This window comes from Sporomusa sp. GT1 (assembly GCF_014634905.1).
Taxonomy (GTDB): domain Bacteria; phylum Bacillota; class Negativicutes; order Sporomusales; family Sporomusaceae; genus Sporomusa; species Sporomusa sphaeroides.
Genome location: NZ_BMBX01000005.1, coordinates 116,442 through 139,857, shown reverse-complemented (window position 1 = coordinate 139,857; position 23,416 = coordinate 116,442). Strand labels below are relative to the sequence as shown.

At 46.7% G+C, this 23,416-nt stretch carries 23 protein-coding genes, 1 pseudogene and 1 riboswitch; of the genes and pseudogenes, 2 read left to right on the top strand and 22 right to left on the bottom strand.

What is annotated here, in order from left to right:
- Positions 1-54 precede the first annotated feature (54 nt).
- The 15 genes and pseudogenes from larA to GT1_RS09165 all read right to left on the bottom strand — a co-directional run bounded on the left by larA (position 55) and on the right by GT1_RS09165 (position 17,963).
- Positions 55-1,350, bottom strand: coding sequence for a nickel-dependent lactate racemase (larA, locus tag GT1_RS09230; protein WP_188398461.1), 1,296 nt, complete (start codon positions 1,348-1,350; stop codon positions 55-57).
- Between the two features lie 74 nt (positions 1,351-1,424).
- The gene (locus GT1_RS09225; protein ID WP_188398460.1) at positions 1,425-1,838 is read right to left on the bottom strand and encodes an aconitase X swivel domain-containing protein; all 414 of its coding nucleotides are present in this window, start codon (positions 1,836-1,838) and stop codon (positions 1,425-1,427) included.
- On the bottom strand, positions 1,839-3,053 hold the full coding sequence (locus GT1_RS09220; RefSeq protein WP_188398459.1) for an aconitase X catalytic domain-containing protein: 1,215 nt from the start codon (positions 3,051-3,053) through the stop codon (positions 1,839-1,841). It abuts the gene before it with no gap.
- A gap of 25 nt (positions 3,054-3,078) precedes the next feature.
- Positions 3,079-4,527 carry a sodium:solute symporter gene (locus GT1_RS09215; protein ID WP_188398458.1) on the bottom strand — a complete coding sequence of 483 codons (1,449 nt, stop codon included), beginning with the start codon at positions 4,525-4,527 and terminating at the stop codon, positions 3,079-3,081.
- 121 nt (positions 4,528-4,648) lie between these two features.
- Entirely contained in the window at positions 4,649-5,413 is a 765-nt protein-coding gene (locus GT1_RS09210) for a BTAD domain-containing putative transcriptional regulator (RefSeq protein ID WP_188398457.1), read from the bottom strand.
- A gap of 131 nt (positions 5,414-5,544) precedes the next feature.
- Complete coding sequence (locus GT1_RS09205) at positions 5,545-6,207, bottom strand: GntR family transcriptional regulator (protein WP_188398456.1); 663 nt, start codon at positions 6,205-6,207, stop codon at positions 5,545-5,547.
- Between the two features lie 226 nt (positions 6,208-6,433).
- Entirely contained in the window at positions 6,434-9,547 is a 3,114-nt protein-coding gene (locus tag GT1_RS09200) for an AAA family ATPase (RefSeq protein ID WP_188398455.1), read from the bottom strand.
- Positions 9,548-9,766: 219 nt separating this feature from the next.
- The gene (locus GT1_RS09195) at positions 9,767-10,657 is read right to left on the bottom strand and encodes a M23 family metallopeptidase (protein WP_188398512.1); all 891 of its coding nucleotides are present in this window, start codon (positions 10,655-10,657) and stop codon (positions 9,767-9,769) included.
- A 322-nt stretch (positions 10,658-10,979) separates the two neighbouring features.
- Positions 10,980-11,942 carry a M14 family metallopeptidase gene (locus GT1_RS09190; protein ID WP_188398454.1) on the bottom strand — a complete coding sequence of 321 codons (963 nt, stop codon included), beginning with the start codon at positions 11,940-11,942 and terminating at the stop codon, positions 10,980-10,982.
- 13 nt (positions 11,943-11,955) lie between these two features.
- On the bottom strand, positions 11,956-12,906 hold the full coding sequence (locus GT1_RS09185) for an ABC transporter ATP-binding protein (protein WP_188398453.1): 951 nt from the start codon (positions 12,904-12,906) through the stop codon (positions 11,956-11,958).
- The gene (locus tag GT1_RS09180; RefSeq protein ID WP_223226135.1) at positions 12,899-13,687 is read right to left on the bottom strand and encodes an ABC transporter ATP-binding protein; all 789 of its coding nucleotides are present in this window, start codon (positions 13,685-13,687) and stop codon (positions 12,899-12,901) included. Before GT1_RS09180 ends, GT1_RS09185 begins: the two co-directional genes overlap by 8 nt.
- Positions 13,688-13,691: 4 nt before the next feature.
- The gene (locus GT1_RS22175) at positions 13,692-15,335 is read right to left on the bottom strand and encodes an ABC transporter substrate-binding protein (RefSeq protein ID WP_373325902.1); all 1,644 of its coding nucleotides are present in this window, start codon (positions 15,333-15,335) and stop codon (positions 13,692-13,694) included.
- Positions 15,309-16,112: pseudogene (gene nikC / locus GT1_RS22170) on the bottom strand (nickel transporter permease); the annotation flags it as partial. The pseudogene nikC and the gene GT1_RS22175, both read right to left, overlap by 27 nt.
- Before the next feature lie 6 nt (positions 16,113-16,118).
- Positions 16,119-17,057, bottom strand: a complete 939-nt coding sequence (nikB, locus tag GT1_RS09170) for a nickel ABC transporter permease (protein WP_188398510.1) — start codon at positions 17,055-17,057, stop codon at positions 16,119-16,121.
- 237 nt (positions 17,058-17,294) lie between these two features.
- A riboswitch (cobalamin riboswitch) is annotated at positions 17,295-17,500 on the bottom strand.
- 139 nt (positions 17,501-17,639) lie between these two features.
- Positions 17,640-17,963, bottom strand: a complete 324-nt coding sequence (locus GT1_RS09165) for a TIGR04076 family protein (RefSeq protein WP_075752549.1) — start codon at positions 17,961-17,963, stop codon at positions 17,640-17,642.
- Between the two features lie 112 nt (positions 17,964-18,075).
- Between GT1_RS09165 and GT1_RS09160 the strand changes: the two genes are divergently transcribed.
- Both GT1_RS09160 and GT1_RS09155 read left to right on the top strand, forming a co-directional pair.
- Positions 18,076-18,405, top strand: a complete 330-nt coding sequence (locus GT1_RS09160) for a helix-turn-helix domain-containing protein (protein ID WP_223226134.1) — start codon at positions 18,076-18,078, stop codon at positions 18,403-18,405.
- A 324-nt stretch (positions 18,406-18,729) separates the two neighbouring features.
- The gene (locus tag GT1_RS09155; protein WP_188398450.1) at positions 18,730-19,392 is read left to right on the top strand and encodes a hemolysin III family protein; all 663 of its coding nucleotides are present in this window, start codon (positions 18,730-18,732) and stop codon (positions 19,390-19,392) included.
- A gap of 231 nt (positions 19,393-19,623) precedes the next feature.
- Here the strand turns inward: GT1_RS09155 and GT1_RS09150 are convergent, their stop codons facing one another.
- From GT1_RS09150 to GT1_RS09120, 7 genes are all read right to left on the bottom strand, one after another.
- Positions 19,624-20,322 carry a hypothetical protein gene (locus GT1_RS09150; RefSeq protein WP_188398449.1) on the bottom strand — a complete coding sequence of 233 codons (699 nt, stop codon included), beginning with the start codon at positions 20,320-20,322 and terminating at the stop codon, positions 19,624-19,626.
- A 146-nt stretch (positions 20,323-20,468) separates the two neighbouring features.
- Positions 20,469-20,759, bottom strand: a complete 291-nt coding sequence (locus GT1_RS09145) for a hypothetical protein (protein ID WP_188398448.1) — start codon at positions 20,757-20,759, stop codon at positions 20,469-20,471.
- A gap of 234 nt (positions 20,760-20,993) precedes the next feature.
- The gene (locus tag GT1_RS09140) at positions 20,994-21,425 is read right to left on the bottom strand and encodes a DUF1036 domain-containing protein (RefSeq protein ID WP_075752539.1); all 432 of its coding nucleotides are present in this window, start codon (positions 21,423-21,425) and stop codon (positions 20,994-20,996) included.
- Positions 21,426-21,443: 18 nt separating this feature from the next.
- On the bottom strand, positions 21,444-21,962 hold the full coding sequence (locus tag GT1_RS09135) for a hypothetical protein (protein ID WP_188398447.1): 519 nt from the start codon (positions 21,960-21,962) through the stop codon (positions 21,444-21,446).
- 38 nt (positions 21,963-22,000) lie between these two features.
- Entirely contained in the window at positions 22,001-22,543 is a 543-nt protein-coding gene (locus GT1_RS09130; RefSeq protein WP_188398446.1) for a LemA family protein, read from the bottom strand.
- A 74-nt stretch (positions 22,544-22,617) separates the two neighbouring features.
- Complete coding sequence (locus GT1_RS09125; protein WP_188398445.1) at positions 22,618-23,133, bottom strand: hypothetical protein; 516 nt, start codon at positions 23,131-23,133, stop codon at positions 22,618-22,620.
- A 34-nt stretch (positions 23,134-23,167) separates the two neighbouring features.
- Positions 23,168-23,353, bottom strand: coding sequence for a hypothetical protein (locus GT1_RS09120; RefSeq protein WP_188398444.1), 186 nt, complete (start codon positions 23,351-23,353; stop codon positions 23,168-23,170).
- Positions 23,354-23,416 lie beyond the last annotated feature (63 nt).

The following is a 23,416-nucleotide window of genomic DNA, read 5'->3' as shown; positions in this document are numbered from 1 at the left end:
TTAAGCATTCAGAACTTGTCAATGCTTTTTTTGAGCAGAAAGCAACAACTGGAATTACCGCCTTATCGGCAGGCAATCTCCGCCGCGAGGCAGAACTCCGATCTTCCCATTAGGAAATTTCTGCAATACATAGTCTACTGCCGCCTGAAGCGTATCAAACTTTGCGTAGCCAAGAACACCAATATCTTCCTGACTCAAGCCGTCACTCACAATCAAAATGTTGGCTTTTTCACGAATTCTGGCATTGCAAATAGCAATATCAGCCGCCACCAAATCCGAACTTTCATCATCCAAAACTGTATGTCTGGCTACATCACAGCCTTCCTTATAGGAATATTTTAACCACTCTCTTAGTTTCGGATGATTATGCTCAAGTCCTTCATAACACGGAGAAACGAAAATGATATAGCCACCGTTTTTAACGGTGAAATAAGCTGCAACCAGACCTTTCATAGCTTGCCAATAATCAATATTACACGGGTGCGAACTTACAATTGTTATATCAGCTAATGCCGGTATATCTACTCCGTAAACCTTGGCAGCTATTTTAGCCCCTTCGCGATGCGCTGTAACAAAGTCGCCTGCGACCACATCGACAACTTCCTGATTGGCATTCATAACTGTGTTGATAATGAATCGTAAGCCTACTCTCTCCGCTACCTTTTCAATTCCTAACCGGCACGGATTCTCGGCATCACCCAGCGGAATCTCTTCCAGCAATGCCCCCGTAATATGCGTGCTTGCCGTAGTAGCAATACCACAGATTCCAGGCTGCACAATTTTGCCGCCACCGCTATAACCGGCATCACAATGTGGCACAATATTACCCAAACCTAAAATAAAATCCACAGCCAGTGCCCGTTTGTTCACCTGAACCGGTATCTTATTCGGCCCTACCGCTACAGTACCCAAGTCGGCAATATCATTTTTTTCCGTACAGTCGTGCTGATAAATTCTAAGCTTGCGAAAAACATCCAAACCTACCTTCTCAATTATTTCTTCTTCAGTCATAATACGATGCGTGCCTGTTGCTATCAATATTTCAATTTGACCGGCTTTAACCCCGTGTTGCTCCAGATAATTAATCAAAACAGGCAAAATGCGTTTAACCGGCGTTTGCCGCGTATTATCTTCCACCAAAATCATAATTTTGTCTGACTGTGACACCAACTCTTTTAACGGCTTACAGCCAGTCGGACAATCTAGTCTGGCAAGCACCACAGCTTCTAAGTCAGCTAACGGAGAACACTCGGGCATAGTACCATTAAAAATTACCGAATCCGCAGAAACCGATGCTCTTACTGTCTCGTTCCCGTATGGTACTTCAATTAATTTCATCTGGCATTTCATTTTCGTTGCCTCCTATCCCATTAGTTAAGAATACAGTGTTGGCATCCTGTACCAACACTGTATTCTGGCATTTGCTACTTTCTGCACAATATCGAAATTTCACCGTTATTTGCATCTACTCGAACTATATCGCCATTTTTAATACTGCTATAAAACTGTTCTTCCACTTTATCCACCATGGCAATTTCCATAATGATACCACTAGTGACCAACACTGTCTCAGGGTTTTTAATGACCATGGCTTTGGGGGCATTTTTTTTCATTAACAATTGGAACAGGCCGTCTGCCTGTACAACTGAACTGCCTTTGCCGCCAGGAAACACCAATATCTTTTGCGCTACGCTTTGTCCTTCAATATCATGCCCACTCTCAATTACATTGCCTGTAGCGGGATCAACCAGATAGTAACAAATATCATCTTGGGATATGAGTACTTCACCTTCAACCACACCCTCTGAAAGCTTATGGCATAAAAAATTATCCTTCATTTATTCTACTTCTCCTTTCAATGCAGCTTGAACACTGGTTTCTAAATCCCTGATGACAAAATTTATTCCGCGTTTTTTCGGATAATATGCCAATTTAGGTGAATCGGTAATACCGACTTTCCCCTTCAAAAAATGCCAGCATGGCTGATCCATACAGGTTTCCTCTACAATATCAGCACCTGCCGCATTAAGAATTTCTTTAAGCCCCATTCTCTCGGCAAGATACTTATTATTAGCGGAAGTCATGATCCATAAATCAACAGCTAACTTCTTCCCCTGAACAATATCCGCCACTTGCTTTATTTGATTAATACTGAAATGCGGGCAACCAAATAAGGCAAAATCAATACGCCCTGGTGCATGCGAAATAGCATCGCGAATTTCTTTTAAGTCCTGGTTGGTAATTACCACTTTTCTTGCCGGTTCCTTGCCGCCAAATGCCGCTTCAAGCGTCGGAGCCTCCGGCGTTACGCCTACGATATGATACATTCCGTAAGCCCCTGAGGTATTCAGCTGCGCTCCTAAATTCATTAAGGCTTCCGGCGTAGGACGTTTAGCTATGCCAACAAATACCGGTATTCCCGGTCCAATTTTTTTCCCCATATAGCCAAGCATTTGATAGGCAAAATCATTATCCATATCGGCCTGTACTTCCACCAGGATATCGCCTTTACGGTTTTCATCCAGCAAAAGCCCGTATTCCGGTACTAGCCCGGTAATGGCAGCACATAACGCACTCAGCGAAGATTCCCGATTGCTTCTTGCTCCCCATACCGCATTTACATAGGGGGTAGCACTGGATTCCGAAAACCCGATAACTTCTTTAAACTGAGGAATATTACTGCCTAAATAAGGGGTGCAGTTGTAAGTCAGAACGGCTCCCAGCTGCTTATAGGCATTATGTGTTCTGTGCATCATATCTACATCTTCTGCTGTCATTGCCTTTTGTGACTGACAATGACCACAGAAATATTTCAATGAAAATCCTGGATTAACAGTAGGGGCAATCTTACATTTTGCACCTGCCTTTGCCATTTTTTCGGCAAACCATGTATCTGCATCCTGATTGCTAAGAGCCACATGGGCCCTGGTAATAGGAACCATACGGGCAGCACCAAACGCTTCCCCTGTTGCAACCTGCACTTTCATAGCTAAAGCAACGCCTTCACCATGTTTTCCTTCCAGCATCTCTTGTTCCATTTGTGTCAATTCCATCTCATTCATCCCCCAAACCAAGTTCTTATCCTTTAATTACATTGACAGTTTCGTCCGGTTTCATCAATCCCATTTTTTCTAAAACAGCTCGATCGGCAGGCGGCAATACCATCATACCAATTATGACAGTAATGAGAGAGAAAAATCCCCCCACTGCCGCCGGACCAAAGCCCATAGGATGCCATCCCATATAACTGACAGCCCAGCCGATAATACCGGCAAGCATAGCGTAAAATCCAGCCTTTTCACCAACCCTGGGCACAAAGAAACCGGCCAATATCGGCACCGTCAGAGATGCCCCCAGAATATCCGCACTGATTACAAATAGCTCAAACATGCCTGGTGCGGCAAATACAAACACTAATACTAAAACGCCTAAGCCCAGTGTCGATATTTTTGAAAATTTCAGCAATTCCGCATCGGTAGCATTTGGCTTGATGATCCCGTTATACAAATCACGGGTAAAATGGGTTGAAGCAACCAGCAAACAAGCCGAGGCTGTGCTGGTAATAATAGCGACTAGCGCCGCTAGCAGCAACCCGCCAATATAGGGACTGAAATGGTGGATTACCAGAGTTGGAAATAAGCTTTCCGGATTCGCAATATTGGGTTCTAAAACCTTGCCAGCAAATCCAATCATATAAATAAGCGTTTCAATAAACACAAAGCCTGCTACCAGATACATTAAACCCAGGCGAGCTTCACGTTCACCTTTGGCGGCTAAAACCCGCTGCCACCAGTCCTGCATCGGTATGATCCCTAAAAAGAACACCAGGAACCATGTCAAAGCCTGCCCTGGCGAAATGTAGCCAACTAAACTAAAATGCTGCACAGGCACAGCGCTTGCTATCCCTTCCATTCCTCCAGCCTTCATATAAAGAACAGGAGCCATAATAAGAATACCAATAAAGACCAAGGCGCCTTTAACTACCCCGGTTATGGCAATCGCCCACATACCGCCATACGAAGTATATAAGATAGTAATCAGGGCGGCAATCAATACTGCGATATTGTAGTCAATGCCTGTAACGGTATTAATAATTCTGCCTATACCCATATACTGAAACGCAGCAATTGACATAAACGCAAACCACATCAAAGTAGCACCTATGTAACGAGCCGATTTGTTATAGCGCATCTCCAAAAAATCGGCAAAGGTGTAGGCGTTACAATAAGTGCCAAACCGCCGGACACGCGCGGCCAAAAACAGCCCGATAAACAAAAACACCACTGCGTATCCCGCAGTCATCCACACCTGCGACAACCCGCGTTTCCATATCCACGCTGTTGTTCCCACAGTTGTACCGGCCCCCAAAAACGTTGCCATCATTGTAAAAAATACGAAAACTATTCCAAACTGCCGTCCCCCTAAAAAGAAATCTTCATTAGAGGTCGTTCTTTTGCGACTATAGATAATCGCAATGGCGAAAGCGATAATAAAGTAAACTATCATGCTGACCGAATACACATTCATACTACTTTTCACTCCTTAATTTTAGAATTTTTAGGGTTGCTTTACTGTTTTACCTTGCCCCTTTTCCCAGATTGAAAAATACCATCGTTACCACAAACATAATATTATAGTTATCGCAAAATCAACGCCAAATTATCGTCAAATCCCTAGCAAATTTGGTAATGTGTTCAAGTGCATCTAATCTCTGTTTATGCTGTTGAGCCACTCTTGCATATATTTCTTTAGTTTTATTGCTAGGACATAAATTCAGTTCATCAGCCCATTTTTTTTCTAATTTATGATAAGTTTCAGTGACCTTATAAAAAGCTTCTTCACGTTCGTAAATCTTCATTAATAAACGATAGGCACTTTCGTTATACTCATCTATTTTTATTAATTGCTTAATGTGCTTTTTCGCATCTGTGTATTGTTTATTATGTATAAAATTCAGTATGCCACTAGTGAGACGCGTTATCATTATTTCTTTAAATTCCAGACGCTTTCCCATAACCCAATCGTCAAATAGCTCCGCATCTTTACAGTAAAAGTTTTCCAGAAACTCACCGGATTGCTTTTGCAAAAAATCTTGTACATCTGTATTCAATAATTCAATATCTGTAGCATAAATCAATTTATTATTGAGAGAAATCATTTTTCGAGTTGGTGTAATAAACAATTCAGGTGATATCATTTTTTTGATTGAATAAATCGTATTCCTTAAATTCTTTTTTGCATCCTGATCCGCCTTTTCTCCCCAAAGTAACATTGCTAACTTATCACGTGTACATTCGCCCTCAACTAACAAATAATATAGTACCGCCTCCATTTTCGCAAATGGGAAAAATACTTTATTATCATTCCAGTAAATAGCAGGTGTTCCAAACATTACGACACGTAACATACACATAAAAATCATCTCCTGTAAATCAGAATGAAACTACTAAACATTCTGTTAAAGAGCTCAGCTCTACCTTTTAACAGATTTATAGAATAAAATTATATGTATTCAGGTTGTATACAAGTTGCTTTAAAATTTTTTTACATATTCTTCATAATGTATTCCATCGACTGTATTAAGTGCTTTTCCAAACTAGCACAAATCTGTTTACTATCTTTTGCTTTTAATAGCCTTAATAATTCGAGATGTTGAAGTATAGTTACTTCCGAATTCCCCAATGATTTAGCCGCTAATCGCTGATATCTAAGAATCTTACTATTTAATAAATTATATATATGTTTTAAAATATTGTTATGACTCTTATATATAATCATACGATGCAGTTCATTATCTGATGATACAACCTGCTTCCAATTTATATCAGTACTATGTTTCAGTGCTTCCCACTCGGCTATCATTTTATCAATTTGCTGATCATCAATATAATGAATGGCTTTTTCTACGGCTAAGCATTCAAGGCTAATTCTAACTGAAAAAAGGTCGGAGAGTTCTTTTTCTGTAACACTCTTAACAAACGTTCCACTCCCCTGAATTACTTCAATTAAGTCATCTTTTTGCAACATCCTTAAGGCTTCTCTAATAGGTGTTCTGCTCATCCCTAATAAATCTGCCAATACATTTTCACTTAAAATACCACCAGAAGAGATTTCATCCTCAATAATCATATCCAGAATTTTTTGATAGGCCACTTTCGTTAATGTTTTTTTCTGTGGATTATTTATTTCCTGACTTAATTTAAACACATGATCCTCCTATTAACTTGTATACCATTAGTATACTTATCTATATTAATTACTGTCAATATTAAGCGATAGAATTTTCAGTTATCTATCAACTTAAAAATTCAAACTTAAGTCCGCAGATTGATAAAATTTATAAATTATACCTTTACTATAAAAAGCTAAAACTCCTGTTATTAATACAAATTAACAGGAGTTTTATAATCAGGCGACGCTCCAAAACAAGCACTTAACTCCCCTTATAACCCGCATAGACTTCATCCAGTAACCGCTGATCGAGCACACTATCCAGATGCAGAAAAATTTCTTTCCCCCGCCGGTAATACTCTTCAACCGGTAACGGCAAATAATCTCTGAAGGCTTGCCTAAGCTTACCGTCTTGCTGCATCCAGATAGCAAGCTGGAGTTTTGTCCGCCAGATTACTCCGGCTTGGTAGGCATCATAATGCCTTTGTAAAATTGTATCGGCTTTTTTTAAATGCTGCAGTCCTGCCTCCAGCCGCTTATCCCTGATAGCCAGTAATGCCAGTAAAGAGTGCAGTGTTGAATAGCACCTGAGACACCAATAGCCGCGCTGGTCCCCAAACCGCTGGCCTAGACCTAAGGCGTCCTCAAGGTATTGATAAGACTTACCGTATTCGCCCAACTCATAGGCAGCAAACCCGGCGTTGATGAGAAAGATGGAAAACCCGGCGCTAACGGTATGTTTGCCAGTTATGCGTATAGCCTGCTCATAATAATATAAGGCTTCTGCCAAGTTGCCGTCCGTTCGCCTGAGCTCACCGATATAATTATAGGCGGCTGCTATATGCAAACTATAATTGGAGTTTTCTTCGCCCAGCCGCTTAAACACGGATAATGACTGCCGGTAACACTGTTCTGCCAGTTCCTGCTCTCGCCGTAAAGCATGAGCTATTCCCAAAAATCTGGATACAATAGCCGTCTTTTCTGCTAAATTTGCCTCATTGGCTTTCTTAAGCAGTTTCCCGGCAAACCATTCGATTAATCTTGGATGGCGAATTTGAATCCCACAATATACGACCTGCTGATACCCTTTAATCAGGTAATCATCAAAATTCAACTTAGCTGACAAACGCAGCATTTGATGAATGGCTTTGAGGCCCTCCCGATGATTACCCTGCCAAATATAATACCGTCCTAACATTTCTAAATACGCAACACGAAACCTGCCTATGCCCTTTTTATCCACCGTGCAGTGCTCCAGTTCAGCTAAGAGCTCCCGGATGTTGTCCAGGTGCCGCAGTATTTGTGCACCATCGTCAAAAACACAGGCATTACCACCCCGGAGAATTTCACTAAGGTCAGGGAATAGTTCATACTGCGGGCAAGAATACCTCTCGGCTATTTTAACAGTGTATTCCAGTACTTTGACTTTCTCCTCAATCTGAGAATAATGATACAAAATTTCCGAATACAAATCCTGGCCTCTAAGGTCCCGCTCCATCAGTCCCTCCAGGTAGGTTCCGGCTTTTCTGTGCAGCATTCGCTGCCTGAGGGATGACAATTGGGAGTACACATACTCCCGGATTCGCGTATGGCTATATTTATAAATAGGTCCTCTACGACCCAGTGCCGCGCTATCAACTTCCTGAATCAGACGTTTTTGCTGAAGCTCCTCAATAGCTTCCACAATCCCGAATTCATCCATACCGCAGACAGCAAAAAGTTCATCATAACTAATATCGCTGAAAAAAACGGAAATAACTTCAAGTATTTTCCGGGCATTGTCCGAAACAGCATTGAACCGCTCCTGCAAAACGCCGCGCAAACGTGCCGAAAGTCCCAGTTCCTGTCCTAGCTGAATAAGCTTAAAGCTCTCTACTAAAAATAGCGCATTTCCCTCTGTATATTCATAAAGCTTCTGTTGTAATTCTGCATTTACCTTATCAGGAGGAAGCACCTGCGTAGAAAACCTGGCTACTTCCTCCAGGCTAAAGTTTTCCAGCACAATACATTCCAGCAAACCGGCCTTCTCAAACTCTCCGGTAAACCGCCCCATCTCCTGCCTGTATTCGCTGCGACAAGTAGCAATACACAATACCTGCCTGTCAAGGGTCCGGATAATATAATTGAGCACAGACCACCCGGAAGTATCAAGCCATTGAATATCTTCCACAATCAAGAGCAGTTTCCCCTGACCGGCAACCTGGCCAAGTATGGCGCCCATAATTTCTTCCACCATACCGGCATGGATGTCATACGCATTGATTAAACCGTGCTCGGAGTCCGGTGCTGTAGTACTGACAATGGCCGGAAAGACATAGGACATTACCTGCCGCCACATGGCAGGCAATACTACGCCTCTTTCGCCCAAGAATCCCAATGCCTGACCTAGAATTTGGTTCCACGCCTTATAGGGGTACTCTTTTTCGGCTTGATAGCACTGGGTACGTAAAAGCACACTGCCACCGCCCACACGCTCTGTTAGCTGCTGCACAATGGCCGTCTTTCCCACACCCTGTTCACCACAAACCAGAACCAGCGACCGTGGTTGCCGCCCGGCGCAAAAGTTTTCATACATATTGGTAAGCAGTGCTAATTCCCGTTCCCGTCCGAAAAATATTTCCCCGCCAAACTCTCTAGGTCTGTCCGGCTTAACGAATTTCCGCGCTCGAATACGATTATAAACTTCTTTTGTTTTATTGTCAGGTTCTAATCCCAGTTCGGCGCTAACTTTTGCGGCAAGTGCGCTATATACATCAATAGCCTTATTAAAAGCGCCCTCGCGTTCATAAATTTTCATTAGCGCGCGATAAGCGCTTTCATTGAGTTCATCCAATGCAATCAAACGCTTCAGGTAACGTTTGGCACTTGCGTAATCCTTATTATTCATCTTGCCTACAATGATTTTGGTAAAACGGGAGACCAGTTCTTCTCTGATTTGCTCCCGTTCACCACTTAACCATGTTTCAAACAGCTCGGCGTCCTTACAGGCGAAGCCTGCTAAAAATTCTCCCCGGTATAAAACCAGCGACTCCTCCAGCCCGGCAGCAAAGAATTCTTGTAAATCGGTACTGGCAGCAATGGCTTGACTATTCAGCAGCACATTAGCCCGTGATGGTGTCAACAGAAAATCATCGGCAATCAGCTTTTTAAGCAGATAAATAGTATTGCGCAAATTTTTCTTAGCTGCCGCGTCCTCCATATCACCCCATAATAGCGCCGCCAACTCTTCCCGCGAAGCACTTTTCTTGACTAAGAGGTAATAAAGAAGCGCTTCACTCTTGGCAAAAGGGAAAACCAGTTTCCTGCCATTCCAGTAAACTTCCGGACTTCCCAATAATACTGCGTTTAACTCGCCCATCACAGTTTCATCTCCCATTATGGTACGAACTCTATTTGTTAACTACCGCTCACAAAGTTTAGAACAGTTTGATTATAACAATATTTTCGACTCCAGGCTACGACAAATCTTTACATTGTACCGATAATGGACTTAAAACAATGGATGAGGAAGTTGTTTTTATTAGGCAAATTAACAACTGATTTAAGACGAGCCTTCCTCAAAAAAAGAGATTGCCGCAATGGCAATCTCTTTTTTTTACGGCAGCAGCCCCATCGGGTCTACCGCCTCGCCGTCTTTTTGGATTTCAAAATGCAGGTGCGGGCCTGTCGAATTGCCGGTATTGCCCATTGAGGCAATCCGTTGACCTGCCCGTACATATTGGCCCCGTTCAACAAAATAATCGTCCAGATGGCCATAGAGACTGACATAACCGCCGCCATGATCCAACATGACAGTATAGCCGTAGCCGCCCCGCCATCCGGCCCAGATGACTCTCCCTGCCCGGGCAGCCATAACATGGGTGCCAATATCGTTGGCAAGATCAACGCCGGCATGGAGCCGGCCCCAGCGCCAGCCAAACGGAGAGGATACTTCGCCCCTGGTCGGCCAAATAAACCGGCTGACCGTGGCCCGCGCTACCGCCGTTTCGGCTCTGGCCCAACGTGCTCCGGGAATGAAAAGTTTTTCGCCAACAGCAAGATGATCATCCTGTTTACTATTGGCTGACTTGATTTCCTCCACCCGTATACCATATGTATGCGCAATATCCCATAAGGTATCCCCGGTATTTACCTGGTAAATTACGCCCTTATTGGCCACTATATCCAGTTGGTCACCAGGGTGAATAAGGTCGCTGATGCCAGGGTTTGCTGCCATTAGTGTATCAAGGTCAATGCCATGTTGCTGAGCAATACCACTCAAAGTGTCTCCAGCCACTACCGTATATTTTTGGATTGGCTGCTGACTTGACTGGACAGCGGCAGTTGGGGGTGGTTCCACCACTTGTTGTTCTTCGGCTGCAGGTGTTTTCACAACCGTCTCCGGCGAGACCCTCGGCCCGGGAGCAATCCAAACTCCGGTCAGCAGAGCAACCCCGCCCAAACAGGCCCATTGCTTGTTACTTATTCGCGGCAGCTTCAAATACATCACCTCGCTTACTGGTCTAATGTTGGTTAACAGTTAGTCTGTTAACTCAAACTATCCCCAGTATTATCATAAGCACCAGACTCACAAAATATGCATAACTTGGATGATTTTACTGAAAACTTACATATTGTATAGTATTATTACAAAAAATATTCATTTTTCGGCATAAAAAACGGCTTACCGCCAGGCTTTTGGCCTAAACGGAAGCCGCTGCAACAAGTTCACTTAGTTACTATAAACAGTATCGGATGCTTGAACCAATTCGTCTTTGCCTACCTCCGGTTTATACTATAAAACCGCCTGTTTTACGTCGTCAGCTGCCCTATTCAGCATATCTCTCCAGGCCGTAAGCTACCAACTCCTGACCCTGTTTTACCGCCAAGCCTCCCCTATAATAAAACACCGTGCCGTCAGCTTGAGCCCGGTACTCAGCTATGGTGTTCCCGAAAAAATCCTCCATCCGGCCGAGCAAATCGCCTTCCTTGACAGCTGCGTTGGCAGTAATGGCGGGAAACCAGAGGCCGGCATGCACGGCAGACAAATAGATAGTTTTATGAAACACCTTTTTAGGGCATACAGCCTTATTATCATCGTAAGGATATACAGCCAGATGCCTGAGCAAAAGCCGGATATCCCGGTAATATGCCTCGACCCAACTATCTTCGCACAGGCCGCTATGGCCGCGTTCCAATAACAGCCCCGGAATTTTCAAGGCGCTGGCAGCATAGCTGTAATGGCCTGTTGTTGCCGTTGAGGCGATCAAATACGGAATATCGGTGATGCAAGCAGCGGCTTTGGCTGCCTGCCGCACCACATCACCTGCCGTATCCGGGAAAAACAGGCATGGCGTCAGCGGCTCCATGGCGCTCCCGCTATGCAAGTCAATGATAAAATCTGTTTGGGGGAATATGTCTCTAACAAAAAAGTCGGCGATTCGCTCGCCTGCCGTCCCATCAGCTTTACCAGGGTAGTTGGCGTTGAGATTGACGCCATCTGACGGCACATACCGGCTGCCTGCCCAAAATCCGGCTGTGTTAACACAAGGGATGATCAAAATTTGCCCGGTTACAGCCGCCGGGTCAATTTCATTTGCCGCCCTGATTGCCGCAATGATACCCGGATATTCATCACCATGAACGGCTGCCGTAATTAAAACAGTTTTTCCGGGCTTCATCCCTTTGATCATCACTGCCGGCATTTCACAGCCGGCAATATCTGCAGTCAGCATAATCTGCTTTTTTTCACCGCATGCAACAGCCTGTCCGCATATTGTCCAAACCTTCATATGATCCCGCCTTTTATAATAATAGATGACACGCCGCTTGATGCGCCGCAGCAATCTCCCGCAGCACCGGCTGTTCATGCCTGCAAATTTCCACGCAGCTGGAGCAGCGGGTATGAAAAGAACAGCCGCACGGCAAATCAAGTGGACTGGGCACATCTCCTTCCAGCGTATTGAGCGGCTTGTCAAAATCCATATCTGTTGCGAAAACAGAACTCAAGAGCGCCTTGGAATAGGGATGGCAGGCCTGATTCCACACTTGATCACCAGGCAGCGCTTCCACAACACCGCCCAGATACATAATCATTACCCGGTGCGCTATCGACTGGACAAGCGCCAGATCATGACAAACAAAAATGATTGACAATCCGCGCTGTCGTTGAATGTCTGCCAGCAGTTCAATAATCTGCCGCTGTACCGACACATCCAAGGCGGAAGTGGCCTCATCACAAATCAGAATATCCGGATCAAGCGCCAACGCCCTGGCTATGGCAAGCCGCTGCCGCTGGCCCCCACTCATGGAATGAGGATACCGGTCCGCGTACTCTGCCGGCAAGCCCACCAGTTCCAACAGCTCGGCTTGCTTGCCCAGCATCTCTTGCCGGGAAAGCTTGCGAAAATTACGGAGCGGTTCGGTAATGGCTTCGCCGACCTTCATACGCGGAAAAAAGCTGGCAGCCGGATCCTGAAATACCATTTGGATATGGCAGCGATTGCGGCGCAAAGACTCGCCTTTGAGAAAAGTAATCTCTTGGCCATTGAAAAACAACCGGCCTTCAGCAGGACGCTCCAACTGTGTCAGAATCCGCAGCAGCGTACTTTTGCCACAGCCGCTCTCGCCCACAATGCCCAGCGTTTCCCCCTTGCGCAGCGTGACATCGACAGCACGGCAAGCGGTGAGAACACGACCGGTATCGGTTTTGTAGCGTTGAGTCAAGCCCCTGCCCTCCAGAATAAACTCAGACATAGCGTTCCCCCCTCATGGACGGAACAGCTTCCAGCAAATCCCGGGTATAAGAGGCAGCCGGCTGCTGTAAAAGTCTCTCCCTGGTTCCCTGCTCAACGATGCGGCCATCCTTCATGACAATGATGCGGTCTGCCATATAGGCAGCCACACCAAGGTTATGGGTTACCAGCAGAATCGCGGTGCCATATTTCTCGCGAAGCTCCAGCATCTGCCGGATAATCTGCGATTGGGTTGTAACATCCAGGGCGCTGGTAGGTTCATCAGCCAAAAGAATCCGCGGCTGAAACACCATCGCCATAGCAATGCCCACCCGCTGGCGCATCCCGCCGGAAAGCTGAAAAGTATAAGAATTCATGATGGTCTCGCTATGGGGCAGTCCCATGCGCTCCAGCATCACCCGCCCCATCTCCCATGCTTCCTGCTTCTGTACAGACCGGTGGGCACGAATATATTCAACAAACTGACTGCCAATCCGGCGGATGGGGTTGAGCATAGCCCCCGAATCCTGAAAAATCATCGACATTTGCCGGCCGCGCAAAGACTGCCATTCGTCGGGCGATAACGTAAGCAGGGATTTTCCGTTAAACAGAATATCCCCGTCGACAACTTCACCGCCGCCGGGTAAGAGTCCAATTGCCGTCCGGATGGCAGTGGTTTTACCGCTGCCGCTTTCGCCAACCAACGCGACTATCTCTCCCGCCGCTACATCCAGCGTAAAGCCTGTAAGGGATGGCCCCCCATCCCCATAGGCAACCGATATATTACGAAACTGAAGCATCATAGCATTACCTTGCAGGCTTGATGCCGGTGGTCAGCCAATAATAGTCGATAGTGGCAATATCTGCCCCTGTAACCTTGTTAGCCCGGCTGAACATCCGGCTGTTATAGTAGCCATAGGCGATTGTAGCGGCATCATCAATCAGAATCTGCTGCAGCTGGGTAATAAGCTCCACCCGGCGATCCTTGTTCATCTCCACCATCAGCTGCTCAAAAGCGGCATCATACTTGGGATTGGAATAATAGCCGAAACCGCCGGAGTTGCCGGAGTACCAGTTGCCCAAGTAGGCTTGCGGATCACCTACACCCACAGTAAGCGTATTGCAGGTCCACAGGTCGAACTCGCCTGCCTTTAACAAGGCAAGTGCAGTATCATAATCGCGGATATTGACTGTTACCTTAATGCCGATTTCGGCTAGCTGGAGGGCAACGGCCTCGGCCAAGTCGTTCAGATTACGGCTGGTAAAGGCAACATGATCCAGATTGATCATTTTCCCGTCAAGCTCGCGCCAGCCGTCACCGTCTTTATCCACAATACCAGCCTGGTCCAATAGGGCGATAGCCGCCTGCTTGTTGAAGGGAAACGGATTGGTCAGTTTATCATAATTATAGGCTAATGAAGAAGGCAATACCGAAATACCCGGCTTATACATGCCTGACGTCGTGATATCACACATGGTTTGCTTATCCAGTGCCATCATGATAGCCTGACGCAAGGCATCATTTTTCAGTGCCCCGTGGAAATTCATATAGGCGTTGGCGGTACGCACACCCGCCGCAGTGGAAACATAATAGGCCTTGTCGTTGGAAAGCGATTGCAAATCGCTGGCGGTGGTAATGTTCTCAACCAGATCGACATCGCCCCGCTTCAATGCCATGGCCTTGGTGGAGCTGTCATCAATAAACATAACCGTTACCTTTTCATAAGGAGCAGCTCCATTCCAGTAATGCGGATTGCGGGACATCTCCACACTAACCCCGGCTTTAAAACTGTCCACCTTATACGGCCCTGTCCCGATAATTTCCTTGTCGGCCACAGACGCATCAATAATGGCAAAATAGGGGTGTGACAGAATACCGGGAACATTAGAGGTAGGCTTACTGCACACGATGGTTACCGTTCCGGCCGCGTCATCTGCCGTAATGGAATTGTAAATCAAGTAACCCTTCGGCTTGGAGTTGCCTTTGCCGCCCTGCGCAGTATCGGTATTTTTGTACAGGCGCTCAAGAGACGCCTTGACGGCTGTAGGGGTAACATCATTGCCGTTGGAGAACTTAACGCCCTTGCGGATATGCAGTGTCCAGGTGGTGTAATCGTCCGAAACCTGATAATTGTCACACAGATTAGGCTCGGCTACCACCTTATCGGAAAAACGGAAAAGACTCTCGGTAACAGCAAAACGCATCGCAACCCAACTGGAATTCTCGTTATTTGCCGGATCGAAGGAATCCGAATAATTATAGCAGCCAAATTTCAGATGCTTGTCGTCAGCTGCCTGCTGTGAGCTGCCGCCACAACCCGTTAACGTTACAGCCAGCATACAGACCACCAGCAGTAGAGCTGCAACCTTGATTTGCTTGTTCATGTTTCTTACTCTCCTTTTTTTCTGAAAAATATTGATTTGCTCCTTCGGGTCAAGAATATCCCGCAAGCTGTCCCCTAAGAGGTTGAATGCCACTACGGTAATGAAAATGGCAAGCCCGGGAAAAAGCATCAGCCAGGGAGCAGCTTCCAGATAGGCCCGGCCTTCATTGAGCATATATCCCCACTCAATAGAGGTGGACTGTGCGCCCAGCCCCAAGAACGAGAAGGCAGCAAGCTCCAGCATCATCCCCCCCATATCGGTCGCGGCAGTAATGGCTAAGGTGGGTAAAACGGAAGGCAGCATATATCGCCAAAGGATATACCGCGTGCGGGAACCAGACATAATGGCAGCCAAAATATAATCTTGATGCTTGACCTTTAGCACCAGGCTGCGGGCCAGTCTTGCGTACTTGGTCCAGCTAACCATAGTGATAGCAATTACGGCATTGGTGATGCTCGGCCCCATAATGCCTGCCATCGCGATCGCCAGCGCCATGCCCGGAAAGGATACCATCATATCAGAAACACGCATGATTACAGTATCGGTTTTGCCGCCCATGTAGCCGGACACAACTCCAAGCACACCGCCTACGGTAAAGATGCTTACTACCAAAACCAAAGTGGAAGCCAGCGAGGTGCGGGTACCATAAATAACCCGCGAGAACAAATCCCGCCCCATACGATCGGTTCCAAACCAGTGTTCGCTGCTTGGTGGTTTGTTGGCTGCAGTCAACACAGCCTGTCCAGGATCATGGGTAGCAATCTGCGGTGCAAACACTGCCACTGCCACGATGCCTAACACCAAGGCCAGAAATATGTAAAATTGACACCTGCTCCGCGCCATCGCCGGTTATACCCCTTTCCTGAGGCGTGGATCCAGAAAACTGTAAGAAACATCCACTGCCAAATTAACGATCATATAAATCAGGGCAATCCACAAGACATATCCCTGAATCAAGGGGTAGTCCATCGACGTAATGGCGTTGATGGCCAGGCTGCCCAATGCCGGGTAGGAAAAAATGACTTCAACAACCGCTGTGCCGCCAAGCAGCGAGCCTAAGGACAGACCCAGCAGCGTTAAGAGCGGCAGCATTGCATTGGGGATAACGTGCCGCCATAGCACAACCGTTTCCGATAACCCTCTTGCCAAGGCTCCATAGACATAGTCCTGGCTCATTTCCTCTAATATGGCGGCGCGAACCTGACGTGCGTATTTTCCTGCCATAGCAAAGGCCAGGGTAAAGGCCGGCAGAATCATCTTTTGAAATCCCATGCCGGTGGAAACGACCGGCAGCAATCCCAGTTTAAGCGCCACAAAATAGATGAGCAGCAGTCCCGCCCAGAAATTCGGCAAAGAAATGCCGAAAAAGGTCGCTGCCCGTATAAAATAATCCAAAAATCGGTTTTGATGCAAGGCCGATAGCACGCCTGCCGGTACCGCCATCACCAGCATCATCACCAGGGACAAAAGTGCCAGCTGCAATGTGGGAAGAACCCGCACCGCCAGCATCTGAGACACCGGCTTGCCCTGAGAATAGGAAGTGCCAAAGTCTCCTTGCAGGCAGTTCATCAGCCAATTTCCATACTGCACCAAAAACGGGCGGTTCAGCCCCATTTGTTCACGCATATCTGCCAGTATTTCTTCTGAGGGAATGTTGCCGGTAACGGCGAACATGGCTCGCACCGGGTCGCCAGGCGCCAGATAAATGAGCAGAAAACTTAAAAAACTAATACCAAAAAGCACGATAACGATTTGAAGAAGCCGCTGCAACAATTGTCGCTTAAGAATACTCCATCACTCCTGTTCATTTTGCAATCGGCACCACCCGTCCAACAGGTGGTACTGTACTTACGAATAAAGAAAAGCCCTCCGCATAAGCGGAAGACTTGGTCCACATATTTATTGTTCCGTAAGATAAAAATTCCTGACTATACGTCAGGAATTCCAAATACGGCGCAGCCATATGCAAAAATCCCCTTCCCATCGCTCGCGGGTTCCATGGATAGGCAGCAGCAGCTATCCATATTCGGTGATTGCTAAACAGGCAGTTCTTCTGGCTACGGTTCATCGCTTTGCCTCGCCTTCTCAGAATGTTCATCCTAATGGCATCATGGAGGCAAAACTCACCGTTACAGCGGCGGGACCGCGCCGGACTCGAAGGATGTCAAACATCCGTCTTCACCGGTCTTCCCTATTAAGCCCCGGAGGGCACCTGCTTCTACAATATAAAATTGTAACCTATTTACCTATTCGGTATATTGCTTATAAAAATAACATAAAAACACAATTTATGCAATAACTTTTATTTTTGCCTTACTTTCTCAAAAGCACCGTCCAAAATCATAAATTGTTACTTATATCGGTTTGCAGCTAATTTTTGTTTGATACCTGATCTGTGGCTGTGATCTTGAAAATAACTGGTCTTAGCCCATCATTACAGCTGCAGATTGCCACTCCAGGCTTATCGATCCAATCACCATAATAAAAAATGTCACTCCCATGTGCCAGGGCAAATACATATTGATACATGGCTTTCCAGGCTTCATCACATAGCCCTTCCGGTTTAGCGTAATCGCCATAATAGATATCGCCAACTTTATGCATTGGACATTTTCCCAGTCCCTTGCAGCCATAAGCTCTCGCTAACTCTTCATCAAATGTAGTTTTAATAACTTCAATTTTACACTTGTTCATGCATTCTGCTCCTTTACATTAAGTATAGCTATATCTTACAATGAAAAGGAAGTAAATTGAAGTATGCACTTTTATGCCGCATACTGGTGAAAAGGTAAGTGATACTATGAGCATGAGAGAACAACGCCCAATCAGCAGCTTGAAAGATACACCCTTTGGTTATACTCTATCAATGATCAGCGGCAAATGGAAAATGGTCATTTTGTATTGGCTGGTTGAAACACAGCCAATTCGATATAATGAATTACAACGACTAATCGGTACAATCTCACATAAGACCCTGAGTGTACAACTGAAAGAATTAGAAAATGATGGCCTAATCACACGCGAAGAATATCCTCAAATTCCCCCAAAAGTTGAGTACAGCTTATCTGAAAAAGGGCTATCACTTTATCCTTTGATGGAACTAATGTGTCAATGGGGAGAAAAACATAAACCATAGATGATACTGAGGAGGCTTTCTGGCCCCCTCCATGCCTCCTCAATATTTTGCTTTTTTTTGCCGGCTCAGCACATTGCCCAGGTATTGCCTGGACCTCTTTTTTCAAAGAAACGGCAGTGCCCCGGTTATAAATTGAAACGGCAAGAGATAATAACCATGGATAATAAAGTAGACTTAGCTTCAGGTGAGGTTTTAACCCCACCTGAAGCTAAGTCGCCCTTATCCAGGGGCTTAGCCGCTCTTAACCCTTAACCCCCACTTGTAGAAGAGGGGGAGTCTTAGAGCGGGTTAGCCGTCGGATAAATCACAGAAAGGGATGAGTAGATGGTAAAGAATGCAATGACCGCGAAAGTTAATCTAGAAGAAATATTGAATGCTGCTACACATGGTGTGGGAACGGTTTTTGCACTAATCGGGCTTGGTGTGCTTACGGCATCAGTCTATAGCAATGGGAGTATCTGGCATTTGCTAAGCGTTATCATCTATGGTACTTCTTTGGTGCTCTTGTACTTGTCATCAACACTTTATCACAGCTTTACTAATGAAAGAGCAAAATATATCCTGAAGATTTTTGATCATGCAGCTATCTATGTACTGATTGCCGGCAACTATACACCGTTTACTCTGATTCCTCTGCATGGCGCACTGGGGTGGACAATTTTCAGTGTAATATGGGTACTCGCGATAATTGGGATCATTTTTCAAATATTTTTTGTCAATCGATTTAAGGTTTTCTCAACCTTATGCTATCTATTAATGGGATGGTTTGCGGTAGTAATGATCAAGCCGTTGTTAGTTACGTTGCCGATTGAGGGTATATACTGGCTGGTAGGCGGTGGTCTTTTTTATTCTGTTGGTGCTATATTTTATTTAGTACACAAGATTCCATATAATCATGCTATTTGGCATTTATTTGTTCTTGCAGGCAGCATCGCCCATTTTGTTGCTGTTTTAAAATATGTTCTGCCTATTCCAGTGATGGGTTAGCCAGTCTTGGATGGTTAATCCGCATGCTTTACTTCGTTCAGGGTATTGCCGCTAGATGTTCCGCTACTGCCGGGATTGCATATAATCAGCAGTACATAAAAACCATAGTAAGGCAGACGAAAATTGTCTGCCTTACTATGGTTTTTATGTCATTGAATAATTAAGAATATCACCCCCGAAGCAAAAAGAACGTCCCCACGCTTCGCAGAGACATTTCCATTGCATGGCAGGTTAGACACGCTTATCCCGATAGACAAGCGCCGACAGGGACACGATGGCGTAAAGGCCAATCATAAGAGGCAACGTAAAGAAAATGTTTTCACGATCCGAATCCAGGGAAGTAACAGCCACTCCCAGGCAAGCCAGCGCCACTAAGCCGGCTGCGGCTGCCGACAGAAAAAACAGCCATGACGGTGTCACCGCCCGGATAGTTGGCTGCCGCAGCAACAGCAGGCTCATCGCGGCCGACGCTGCGCAGGCCACAGCAGCCACTATGTGGGGAATAACACTCATCAACCAGGCGTCCTGCTCCTGAAAGTCACCGGCCGCCACCAGCAAGCTGGCAATAAAGGCCAGGGTGCCGCCGGCCGCGATTTTGGCGGCAAGAACCGCGTTTGCCTCCCAGGCAGGCCGCAGAGCAAAACGGAAATACAACAGGACCAGGGGCACAAACAGGATCGCAGTGATTATGGCCGCCGCCACCAGCGAGGTATCTGCCAGCCGGTAGCCGGTGACATCCAATTGTTCACCCGGCAGCACGGTTTCCAGCAAGTCCATGGACAAAAGGGTCAGATCTCCCGGCCTCGACCGTATATGCAGCGTGGCTGCTACCATATTTCCCAATATCCCCGCACCGGCCGCCCCAACCAGTCCGGGCACTGCCAGACTGGCAAGGGGCCGGGGAAAGGATTGCAGACTCGTGTCATTCATTATCAGTTAACCTCCTTGCTTTCTATGCCGGCGGGAAATACGGTAATGGCCTGATTGTAAGCAGGCACGTTCATGTTATAGACCCGGCGGACTGCCTGCAGACCATCTGCGCACAAAAGGACGGCTCTTGCGTGCTTCTCATTCCGCTATTGATCGGTTACCGGCTGTAATATTGCCTTGGCCGGTATGTACCGTTCGCCGTCTACCTGCACTCTGAAGACCTGCCACAGTAGAGTGCCGTCATCGCTAAAAATCAGGTCTGCCCACCCTTCGGCGTTGCTGTACCCGCTTTGCCAGCGCACGATGTACTCGTTTGGTTTATCCTCGCTAACACCCTCAATCGAAATTTCGTCCCAGGAATCGTCAATACGGTTCCCATTTCTTGCCCATCCCGTATGCTGACCCCACACCTTGTTTCCCTCACGCCAGAGGGTCATAGAAAATCCGCTGCCTTGCTGTTCGTTGGAATACGACCATTTGCTAACAGATGGCTCAGCGAATACCGCTGCGGATTGCAAAACAAGCAGCATCCCAATAAGTAGTATTCTACATAGTTTTTTGCTTTTCACTAATATGCACGCTCCTTATCCGTCTCTTCAAAACGGTTAACTCACCATTCTTGACTAAGAGAAGCAAGGGGACGTAAAGTTTCCGAGAAGCTTTACCGGCGATCAGGGTCTCCAGTAAACGACACCGTCGGTTTCCACATACCACCGGTCAAGGGACACCTGCCGGCGGTTGCTGCCCGGCGGGCATTTTTCCCCATCATAATATTTGAAGGATTCTTTAATCACTGTCCGTTTTATGGGGTCAAGGCCGCTGCCGCCCCAGGACGCTTCTCGGGTGTAAGCATGGATATAGACGGAATTTTTCTTGGTCGAGCCGGAAAAGTTCAAGTTTCTTGTGCTGTTGGGGTCAACTCTATACCAGCCTCTTGTTACCCATTTGTTGGACGAATCTTCAAAATATACAATAGCCGTCCATAAGGTATCCGAGTAAGGGTTTCTAAGGTTGATATTGACGGCTTCCGCCGGCTGCGGAACCATAACCGCCGCTAACAGGATAAATGCACCGAAGAGTATACTAAGCACGCTTTTTTTCATTACCTTTCACCTCATCATTTAATTTATAGGTAAAGCATAAAATCCGTCAAAGAGGTCGGTCTGCTCGTTGAAATCATAAAAAGTTACGCCGTCTATCGCGATAGTGTCCCTATCTGTTTCGGGTTTCACGCCGGTTTGGACAATACGGTAGGTCTCAATTTCCGGCGGATTACATATCAGCTTGATCAATCCCCCGCCAAGTATAATCAGTTCGTCATTTGGAACTATATCCTCTATATTTCCCACCGGCAGAACCCACCGCGACTCGACTGCCAGCCGAAGCTCGTCGTTTGCGATGCTCCATGTTCCCGCTTTGTATAACTCGCGCTCTACTATTTCAGAAGATCCGTAAATAAATGTGCCGTCGCCGTAAAGAGCGTACCGCGCATCAAGTTCCCCCGTCACCGTATTCACGGCCTGCCACATCCCTACGAACGGTTTGTCACCTGTGTTCTGTGATGCGTCAGCGCGGTTACCGCCAACGGCAAGAGAAAGCGTCAGCGCCAACGTCAGCGTAAACACAATTAACCTGTTCAATTGTATACCCTCCCTGTAATTAACAGATTAAAATAGCATCAGTCAAAATTCATCGCCACATCGTCTTTTTTGTTATCCTCGGCTTCGAAAAACGCCTGAGGAGCCCGGTGCTGCAGCCCGGCGATAATACTGGCGGGAAACACGGCAATGGCCTGGTTGTAAGCAGACACATTCATGTTATAGACCCGGCGGGCCGCCTGCAGGTGGTCTTCGACGTCAGCAATGGCGTCCTGAAGGTTGATGTAGTTTTCACTGGCTTTGAGGTTGGGATAAGCTTCGGCGAGTATATTAACCCGGCGGAAAACCTCGTCCATCTGCTGACTGGCTGCGGCTTTTTCGGCAGCAGGCATATTTTGCCGCAGCCGGACCACGGAGGTCAGGGCCTCTACCTCATACTTAGCATAGTTTTTGCAAACTGCCAGCAGCTTGGTCAGCGTGTCATAACGTTTGGTCAGGGCAACCTCGATACCGGAATCGGCTTCTTCGATTTTGACCAATATCCGCCTGAAATTATTGGATGTGCTAATGGCCCAGTAAACTGCAAACAGGACGGCTGCTCCCGCAGCAAGGATAATTTCCATGTGTTTCACACCTCAGTTTCTTTTTCACTGGCTGGCGCGTACCGGGAACGGCCGCAGTCATTGCCACAGCCAGTCTATTTTTCTTTTTCCAGTTTCAGCGTAACACTGCGCAGGTTTATGAAGTAATCTACGCCGGAATAAGCATCACCCCAATTGGGTTTGATGGACAACTGCCAGGTTCCGGCTTCCAGATAAGCGCCGCCGATTTCGTGGATTTGATAAACCGACCAGTCTCCATCATTTTTGCCGGTGGACCGCACCGTGAAGTTCAGTTCATGAGAGTCGTATTTATCATGCTCCAGGCTGATGATGCCTTTGGCCTTGTCGGTCTGTCCCGGCCGGGAATATTCCAGGCTGACTTTGTACATACCTGCCTGCGGAATTTCCACTTTCCACATCGGTTCGCTGTCGCCCCGCCAGCCTCCCAGGTTGTAGGGGGGTTTGTCAGGCTCCACCACAACACCGTCGGCAAAGCCCAGATGGGCTTTTTCCGGCAGCAGTTTAACCTCTACTTTTTTCCCGCCGCAGCCGGTCAGCGCCATTATGAGTAACAGGCCCGCAGCCAGCAGGCATACCATACTTTTTTTCATTTGTTTCCCCTCTTTTCCCAATTTACCTATTGCGTTATATTCCGCCTGCCAACAGCAATGTCGCCGCCAGATACAGGCCCATCAGCAGGGCAAGCAGCAGGCCGCACCTTCCCAGCAGCCGGTTCAGCCAAGGCGATAGCCACCTGCTCCCGTCCCGGAGAAAAAATAGGCTTGCCGCAACACTCGCACCCAGCAAAAGAGCCGCCACATAAGCCGGCATCCCTTCACCCCCCACCCAGTAACAATAAAAACCGCTTTTTGTATGTGAAAATTATACAAAGCA